Source organism: Rhizobacter sp., from assembly GCF_031412075.1.
Lineage (GTDB): Bacteria > Pseudomonadota > Gammaproteobacteria > Burkholderiales > Burkholderiaceae_C > Rhizobacter.
In genome coordinates, this window is record NZ_JANOCG010000161.1 from 1 (window position 1) to 7,263 (window position 7,263).

Consider the following 7,263-nt stretch of genomic DNA (forward strand, 5'->3'; position numbering starts at 1 on the left):
ACACGAGCGTCACCCGACTCGTCGCTGGCGGTGAAGGTGCCACCGGCAATGTGCTCGCCAAAGCTGCGCAGCGCGGGCTCGATCTTCAGCACCTCGTCGCGCGAGAGCACACGCCGGTCGACCCCATGGCGGCGCATCAAGGTCACGCCGGCCGCCGCCGCATCGAAGTCTCGGGTGCTGGAAAAGAAGTGCAGGATGCCGCGCTCCAGTCGGTCGTATTCGATGCCGGTCTGCGCGACCAGGCTTTTCAGCGACTCGTGGCTGTAACGGCCCAGCGCCACCAGCTGCGTCACGTTGCGCTCGAAGGCCGCGTGGGTGCACTGCGAGAGAAAGCTCAGACCCCAGCGCCACTGGTGCGGGTCGAGCTTGGGTCTGAACAGCAGCGGCGAGTCGTCACGCGCCAGCCACTTCAGCACCTTGAGCGGCGCACTCGGGTGGGCCCAGGGCTCGCAAAAGCTGACCGAGATCTGCGCGCCGTTGGCGAAGCTGGTTTCGAGCGCCGCGTCTTTCTGCCGGTCGACCACGGTGACCTCGTGCCCTTGCTCCAGCAGGTACCAGGCGGTGCTCACGCCGATGATCCCGGCGCCCATCACGACAACTTTCATCACACACTCCCTTTGAACAACAACTGCGCAGCCACGGCAAACATCACCAGCGCCACGCCACCGTCAATGACACGCCACGCGCCCGGGTTGCGCAGCCAGCGCGACGCAGCCATCGCGCCGTAGCCCAGCGTCAAGAACCACATCAATGAAGCAAGGCCCGCACCGGCGGCGAACGCGATGCGCCCGTCATCGCCGTGCTGTGCGCCCACTCCGCCGAGCAAGACCACGGTGTCGAGGTAAACGTGTGGGTTCAGATAGGTGAGCGCCAAGGTGCTGGTCAATGTGGCGGCCAGCGTGTGACCGCGCGCGCCGGCTTGCACCAGCGCACCCTCGCCACGCCAGGCGCGCTGCGCCGAGCGCAGGCCATACACCAGCAAGAACGCCGCGCCGCCGAAGCGAAAGATCTGCAGCAGGAGCGGTGACGACTGGATCAGCGCCCCCAGGCCGAACACACCGAGCGCAATCAGCAGCCAGTCGGACAAGGTGCACAGCACCACCACCGGGCCCACGTGCATGCGGTTGAGGCCCTGGCGCAGCACCAGCGCGTTTTGTGCGCCGATGGCCACGATCAAGCCGGCGGTCATCATCCAACCTTGAAAAAATGCCGAGGCAAAGGGCGCTGGCGTCATCCGTGGATTGTCCGAACGCCCAGGCCCGAAGTGAAGCATCATTCATATTTCTCGCTCTGCATAAGGCGCACTAATGAAAGACCTGGACCCGGCCGCGCTCGATTGCCTGGCAGCGCTGGCCGACGATGGCAACTTCGAGCGCGCGGCGCAGCGGCTGACGATCACGCAGTCGGCCGTGTCGCAGCGGCTGCGCACCCTGGAGGCCCAGGTGGGTCAGCTGCTGGTGGTGCGCTCGCGCCCGCTGCGGCTGACCGAGCCCGGCAAGGTGCTGCTGCGTTTTGCGCGCCAGCTGCAGGCCATGCGGGCCGATGTGGCGCACGAGCTGGGCGTTGACCCGGCGGCGAACCAGCGCCTGCCAATTGCCGTCAACGCCGACAGCCTGGCCACCTGGGTCATGCCGGCGCTGGACGCGCTGGTGCATGAGGGTGTTTCGCTGGAGCTGGTGGTCGACGACCAGGATTTCACCCACGACTGGCTGCGCCAGGGCGCGGTGCTCGGCTGCGTCAGCACGGTGAGCGAGGCGCTGCGGGGCTGCCGCGTGGTGCCACTGGGCGTGATGCGTTACACGGCAGTGGCCAGCCCCGGGTTCATGGCCAAAGTCATGCCGGAAGGTCTGACCCGGGCCAACTTTGCCCAGGTGCCGTTTCTGGTGTTCAACCGCAAGGACGACATGCAGCCGCAATGGGTGTCACGCGCCTTCGGGGTGCGCGCGCCGCGTTTGCAGGAGCGCTTCGTGCCATCGTCTGAGGCCTACGTGCGGGCCGCGCTGATGGGCTGGGGGGTGGGGGTGGGGCCCGAACTGCAGGTGCAGGGGCTGCTGGACAGTGGTGACTTGGTCGCGCTGCGCCCGGAGATTGGGCTGGAGGTGCGTCTGTTCTGGCACCAATGGCGCCTTGGGCCCGATGGCGCCACGCCGTCAGCACGCGTGGCTTTGCTCGACCGCATCGGTGACGCACTCGTCGCCGGGGCCAAGCGGGCGCTGGCCACCACGCGCTAAGCCGTCAACGGGCGGGAACCGCCGCCGTGCCGCCGCTCAAGTGCGCGGCATCGGGCAAGCCCGCGTCTTCACCGGCTAACAGAAAGGCGCTCACCAGCGCGGCCAGCACGGTTCCCCAGGTGAGTGCTCGCATCGACAAGCGGTTCACGGCATGCTCCTTCAACAACTGCCAAACCATTTCGGAACCCACATAGTGATCGCACTGCACAAAAACGAGTGAAAGCGAGTGCAAACACCATCCGGGACACATGGGTAAACCCCAGCCGAGCCAAATGCGCCGCAAGCGGGGTTCATCTCCCCGCATTGCAAGCTGCGGGCCGACACCACACTGCCAGCCAGGGTGTAGACGAGTGGAGGCGCGCGATGAACCTGATTCCTGGATTCGGCTGGCTGAGGTCAGTCACCTCACGACGCCTGCCGACCCGCCCAGCGTCTGACCCCGGCGACATGGGCACCGCCTTCGGGCTCGACGCGAGCATCGAATCCATGTCCGCGCTTAACCCGGCACCCGCGCCGCTGCCTGACGCCCGCACGCCCTGGAGCCAGCGCCTGGTGCGCCGACCCCAGCGCTGAGACGCCGCCCGCACCGCCCCGGGTGGCGCGGGCAGCGTCATCAACCGGCGATCACTTGGGCATCAGCACCGTGTCGATCACGTGGATGACGCCGTTGTCGGCCACGACATCAGCCGCCACGACCTTGGCGTTGTCGACCATCACCCCACCGGTGGTGGACAGGGTCAGCTCCGAGCCCTGAACGGTCTTGGCCTTGCCGGCCTTCACGTCCTTGGCCATCACCTTGCCGGCGACCACGTGGTACGTCAGCACCGCGGTCAACTTGGCCTTGTCTTTCAGCAAGGCGTCGAGCTGATCCTTCGGGATCTTGGCAAACGCAGCGTCGGTTGGCGCAAACACGGTGAACGGGCCCGGGCCCTTGAGGGTGTCGATCAGGCCTGCGGCCTGCAGGGCGGTGGCCAAGGTCTTGAAGTTGCCAGCCGCGACAGCGGTGTCAACGATGTCCTTGGCCTGGACGGAGAAGGCGGCCAGCGAGAGAGCGGCAACAGCGAACAGTTTTTTCATGGAATAACTCCTGGGGGTTGAGGAAGGGGCAGAACAAAAAGGGTTCGGGCTCATGGCGCCGGCAGGATCACGCGGTCGACCACGTGGATCACGCCGTTGCTGGTGAGCACGTCGGTGGCGACGATGTTGGCGGTGCGCCCGCGCTGGTCGGTGATGACCAGCGAGGCGTTGACGCTGAAGGTGTCGCCCTGCACCGTGGTGATCGGCGTGCCGACCGGCACGTTGGCCGCGAGCACCCGGCCTGGCACCACGTGGTAGGTCAACACTTCGGTCAGCAGGGCGGTATTGGCCAGAAGGGCGGCTTTGGTGACGCCGAGTTCGGCCAGCAAGGCGGCAAAGGCTGCGTCGGTTGGCGCAAACACCGTGAACGGGCCGGTGCCTTGGAGCGTGGGCACGAGATTGGCGGCGACCACGGCCTCGACCAGCACGGTGAAGTCAGCCGACGCCTGGGCGGTCTGCACGATGTTCTGGTTGGCGGGCAGCAGCACCTTGTCGATCACGTGGATCACGCCGTTGCTGGCGGCCACGTCGGTCTGGGTGATGTTGGCTTCGCGGTTGCGCCCGTCGGTGATGACGAGCGCGCCACCGGCTGCGGCGTCGATCTTGAAGATGCTGCCTTCAACGGTGGTGATGGCCTGGCCGGCCGGCACCGCCGACGCAGGCACCCGGGCCGGGAGCACGTGGTAGGTCAGCACTTGCGTCAGCAGGGCCCGGTTGGCCAGCAACTGCGCCTTGGTCACGCCCAACTCGGTGAGCAAGGACGCGAACGCTGCGTCAGTGGGCGCAAACACCGTGTAAGGCCCTGGGCCGGACAGCGTGGTCGCCAGATCGGCTGCCACCACCGCCTCGACCAGGATGCTCAGGTTTGAATTGGCCTGGGCCACCTGAACGATATTTCTTTGGGCTGGCGTCACAGGGTCGTCGTCACCGCCGCCGCAAGCCGCCACGAAAGCAACGGTGCACACCGCCGCCATGGTCTTGAACCACCGAATCGTCATGTCCAAACTCCTTTGAGGTGAGCGCCATGCGCTGTTGAAGGGAAAAAGGGAGCGCCAGATCGGTCTACAACTCAGCGCCGGGCGAAATGTGAACTCATGAGTTCACTATGTCAACCGTGTGGTAATTAACTAAACCGACTGGTTTGTTTGCGACTTGCTCGTCCCTTTTTGGTTCCGTATGTCTAAAATGCGCGCCATGGCAAAGGTTTCGTTCAAAGAGCAAGTGCTGCGCGCCCGAGAGGACGCGATCGTCGTGTCGGTCAACCGCTTCCTCGCGGAAAAGGGCTTCGACGTGATGACGGTCGACGAGGTGGCAGCCGACGTGGGCATTGCCAAGGCAAGCCTGTACAAGCACTTCAGTTCCAAGGAAGAGCTGGCCGGTGCGGCCATGATTCGGGTGCTCGAGCGCACGCTGGCTTTCATGGACAGCCTGCCGGTGGGCGCCAGGGCGGTCGATCAACTCAAGGCGGTGGCCCGCTGGACCATGCAAGTGCAGCTGGCCGGCGAAATGCCCTCACTGCCGGCGCAAAACTCCACGCTGCGCGCTTCGTTGATGGCCAACAAGCCTTACCTCGACCGGCTGATGGAAGTGAGCGACAAGCTCGGCGCCTGGATCGACGCCGCCCAGATGGCCGGCGACCTGAACCCGCGGCTTGCGCCCGAGGTGGCGCTCTACACCTTGTTCGCCCGCGCCTGCGACCCGGTGCTCGGCCTGCTGAAGGCGAGCGGCCAGCACAGCGACGAGCAGATCATCGAGATGCTGCTCAGCACCTGTTTCGACGGGTTGTCGGGTCAGACCTCGACTGTCAACAAACCGTCGTAGCCCTCTGCCTCGCCTTTGCGAGCGTGGCCGCGTGCGTTGCACACCACACGCGTGGTGCCGACGGTGTAGTCGTGGCGGCAATGCAAGTGGCCATGGATCCACAGGTCGGCCAGCGGCAACAAGTCATCGTCGGCATTGCAGAAGCTCGCGGTGCCCGACTGGCTGCCGTAGCGCGGATCGCCGCTGCGCAGGCTGGGGCCGAAGTGGGTGAGGGCGACGGTCGCGTCCCAATCGTCTGAGGTTTTTGCCAGCTCATCGGCGAGCCAGGTGCGGCAGGCGAGCGCTTCTTCGCGCACCGCTTCGGCACCAAACGGCTCGCCATGTTGTGTCGAGCGCATCACCCGCATGAAGTAGCTGGCCGCACGCATGGCCTTCTCGCGCCCGCGTGCGCCGAACAGGTCGAAGTCGCACCAGCGCACGGTGGCCACAAAGCGGATGCGGCGGCCTGCGCGGTCGGGGATCACCAGGCTTTCACGCTCGAGCAGCGTGATGCCGAGTTGCGTGCAATGGGCGCGCAGCTCGGGCCAGGTGGTGTCGAGCTCGCGGTTGTCGAACTCATGGTTGCCTGCGACCAGGATCACCGGCACCGGCCAGTCTCGAAAGTGCGAGAGGCCGGCCCAGGTGCTGTCGATGTCACCACCCAGCACCAGCAACTCGGCGCCCAGTGCGGGCTGGGGCTCGAAGTTTTCGGTTTCGAGGTGCAGGTCTGAGAGCAGTTGAAGACGCACGACTCAACGGGCCGTCATGTCGCGCCGTGACACTGCTTGAACTTCTTGCCGCTGCCGCAGGGGCAGGGGTCGTTGCGGCCGACCTTGGGCGCATCGCGCTTGACGGTCTCGACCTTGTAGCGTTGCTCACTGGTGAGGTCGTACAGATCGGCAATGGTGACGACCAGCTCTTCGATCGCTTCTTCCATGTCTTTGAGCGGGCGTTCGCGTTCGACGGTGGCGACCACCTCGCGCTCTTCGTCGGTCTCGGCCGGCAGGTGGCGGTACAGCCGGGCCAGCGCGCTCATCACCGCGTCGTCGGGCATTTCGGCGAGATCAGGAAAACACAGCGTGGCGTGCTGGAAACCCGCCACCCACGGCATCAGCGCCTGCGAGATCTCGCTCAGCCCGGCCATCGGGTCGGGGCCGCCATCGGCGGGCGGCTGCAGCGGGTTTTCGTCGTCGAACTCGAGGATCAGCGGGTTGAACCAGCCGTCTTCGGCCATCGCGCGGTTGAGCGCACCGTAACGCCGCAAGATGAGCGCCGTGGTGCGCTCGCGCCAGGCGAGGTCGGTGTTGTCGGGCAGCGGCGTGGCATCGAAGTCGAACACATGCGGCAACCAGGCCGCCGGCTCCAGCAGCAGCGGCTGCACCAGCACGCCGCACAAGAAGCCGTCGAGCATGACGGAGTCGACCGGCTGCAGCGGCTCGGGCGTGGCGGCGAGCAACTCGTCGAGCTCGGCGAACTCGGCATCGGTCAGGTCGGAGTGGGCAGACATGGGTGGTCTCGGGCAATGGTTTCAAGCGTGATTGTCACGCCGCCGCAGCCTGCGCTCTTGCGGCTTCGACAAGACGTTGGCGCAACCACTGGTGCGAGCTGACCCGGTCGTGCCGCATGTGCCACATGGCCTCGACGTGGATGCGCGCCATCGTCATCGGCAAAGGGCGCTCCACCAGCTGCGCCCTGTAGCCGGTGGCGTCGACAAACGACGCCGGCAACACCGTCAGCAAGTCGCTGCGCGACACCACGCGCCCGGCGGTGAAAAACTGGTTGACGGTGAGCACGATGCGCCGCGAGCGGTTCAACGTGGCCAGCGCCTGGTCGACAAAACCGTGCGGCCGCCCCGAGAAGCTCACCAACAGGTGGTGCGCGGCGCAAAAGTCGTCGAGTGTCAGCTCACCCTCGGCGAGCGGGTGGCCGCGGCGCATCACACACACGTATTCGCTTTCGCCCAGACGCTGGTGATGCAGCGCGCTCTGCTGACCGCGCGTGGCCAGCTCGGCCACCGCTTCGGGAAAGTAGCCCACCGCGACGTCGGCCTCGCCGCGCTCGAGCAGCGCACGTGGGTCGCGCGTGGTCAACGGCAACACCCGCAGGTTGACCAGCGCGTGGTGGGTGTCGATGTGGGCGACCAAGGGCGGCACCA

The 7,263-nt window shown here is 66.1% G+C and carries 11 protein-coding genes; 3 read left to right on the forward strand and 8 right to left on the reverse strand.

Translation table 11 applies throughout. The features are described from left to right. Together RMO40_RS05720 and RMO40_RS05725 are read right to left on the reverse strand one after the other, a co-directional pair. The coding region (locus RMO40_RS05720) for an FAD-dependent oxidoreductase (protein ID WP_309717555.1) at window positions 1-605 on the reverse strand (605 nt) is incomplete at its 3' end. Further along, window positions 605-1,189: a LysE family transporter gene (locus RMO40_RS05725; protein ID WP_309717558.1), complete on the reverse strand. Its 585-nt coding sequence runs from the start codon at window positions 1,187-1,189 to the stop codon at window positions 605-607. The genes RMO40_RS05725 and RMO40_RS05720, both read right to left, overlap by 1 nt. Before the next feature lie 118 nt (window positions 1,190-1,307). Here RMO40_RS05725 and RMO40_RS05730 point away from each other — a divergent pair, with 118 nt between their 5' ends. Then, the gene (locus tag RMO40_RS05730; protein ID WP_309717562.1) at window positions 1,308-2,231 is read left to right on the forward strand and encodes a LysR family transcriptional regulator ArgP; all 924 of its coding nucleotides are present in this window, start codon (window positions 1,308-1,310) and stop codon (window positions 2,229-2,231) included. A gap of 4 nt (window positions 2,232-2,235) precedes the next feature. Here the strand turns inward: RMO40_RS05730 and RMO40_RS05735 are convergent, their stop codons facing one another. Then, on the reverse strand, window positions 2,236-2,379 hold the full coding sequence (locus RMO40_RS05735) for a hypothetical protein (protein ID WP_309717566.1): 144 nt from the start codon (window positions 2,377-2,379) through the stop codon (window positions 2,236-2,238). 215 nt (window positions 2,380-2,594) lie between these two features. Here RMO40_RS05735 and RMO40_RS05740 point away from each other — a divergent pair, with 215 nt between their 5' ends. Next, window positions 2,595-2,804 carry a hypothetical protein gene (locus RMO40_RS05740; protein ID WP_309717569.1) on the forward strand — a complete coding sequence of 70 codons (210 nt, stop codon included), beginning with the start codon at window positions 2,595-2,597 and terminating at the stop codon, window positions 2,802-2,804. 51 nt (window positions 2,805-2,855) lie between these two features. Here the strand turns inward: RMO40_RS05740 and RMO40_RS05745 are convergent, their stop codons facing one another. Both RMO40_RS05745 and RMO40_RS05750 read right to left on the reverse strand, forming a co-directional pair. Then, the gene (locus tag RMO40_RS05745) at window positions 2,856-3,308 is read right to left on the reverse strand and encodes a fasciclin domain-containing protein (RefSeq protein WP_309717572.1); all 453 of its coding nucleotides are present in this window, start codon (window positions 3,306-3,308) and stop codon (window positions 2,856-2,858) included. A gap of 50 nt (window positions 3,309-3,358) precedes the next feature. Continuing rightward, complete coding sequence (locus RMO40_RS05750) at window positions 3,359-4,306, reverse strand: fasciclin domain-containing protein (protein WP_309717574.1); 948 nt, start codon at window positions 4,304-4,306, stop codon at window positions 3,359-3,361. A 196-nt stretch (window positions 4,307-4,502) separates the two neighbouring features. Between RMO40_RS05750 and RMO40_RS05755 the strand changes: the two genes are divergently transcribed. Beyond that, on the forward strand, window positions 4,503-5,129 hold the full coding sequence (locus tag RMO40_RS05755) for a TetR/AcrR family transcriptional regulator (protein WP_309717576.1): 627 nt from the start codon (window positions 4,503-4,505) through the stop codon (window positions 5,127-5,129). Here the strand turns inward: RMO40_RS05755 and RMO40_RS05760 are convergent. From RMO40_RS05760 to RMO40_RS05770, 3 genes are all read right to left on the reverse strand, one after another. Next, window positions 5,099-5,857 (reverse strand): metallophosphoesterase, encoded by a 759-nt coding sequence (locus RMO40_RS05760; RefSeq protein WP_309717579.1) that lies wholly within the window; start codon window positions 5,855-5,857, stop codon window positions 5,099-5,101. The two genes, RMO40_RS05755 and RMO40_RS05760, sit on opposite strands and share 31 nt — an antisense overlap. A 14-nt stretch (window positions 5,858-5,871) precedes the next feature. Next, entirely contained in the window at window positions 5,872-6,615 is a 744-nt protein-coding gene (locus RMO40_RS05765) for a UPF0149 family protein (RefSeq protein ID WP_309717582.1), read from the reverse strand. Between the two features lie 34 nt (window positions 6,616-6,649). Next, window positions 6,650-7,263: LysR substrate-binding domain-containing protein (locus tag RMO40_RS05770; protein WP_309717585.1), on the reverse strand; the 614-nt coding region annotated here is incomplete at its 5' end.

Excerpts from the sequence above, each read along its gene's own strand:
- RMO40_RS05725 (WP_309717558.1), bottom strand. The coding sequence starts at position 1,189 with ATGACCGCCGGCTTGATCGTGGCCATCGGCGCACAAAACGCGCTGGTG.
- RMO40_RS05730 (WP_309717562.1), top strand. The coding sequence starts at position 1,308 with ATGAAAGACCTGGACCCGGCCGCGCTCGATTGCCTGGCAGCGCTGGCC.
- RMO40_RS05740 (WP_309717569.1), top strand. The coding sequence starts at position 2,595 with ATGAACCTGATTCCTGGATTCGGCTGGCTGAGGTCAGTCACCTCACGA.
- RMO40_RS05745 (WP_309717572.1), bottom strand. The coding sequence starts at position 3,308 with ATGAAAAAACTGTTCGCTGTTGCCGCTCTCTCGCTGGCCGCCTTCTCC.
- RMO40_RS05750 (WP_309717574.1), bottom strand. The coding sequence starts at position 4,306 with ATGACGATTCGGTGGTTCAAGACCATGGCGGCGGTGTGCACCGTTGCT.
- RMO40_RS05755 (WP_309717576.1), top strand. The coding sequence starts at position 4,503 with ATGGCAAAGGTTTCGTTCAAAGAGCAAGTGCTGCGCGCCCGAGAGGAC.
- RMO40_RS05765 (WP_309717582.1), bottom strand. The coding sequence starts at position 6,615 with ATGTCTGCCCACTCCGACCTGACCGATGCCGAGTTCGCCGAGCTCGAC.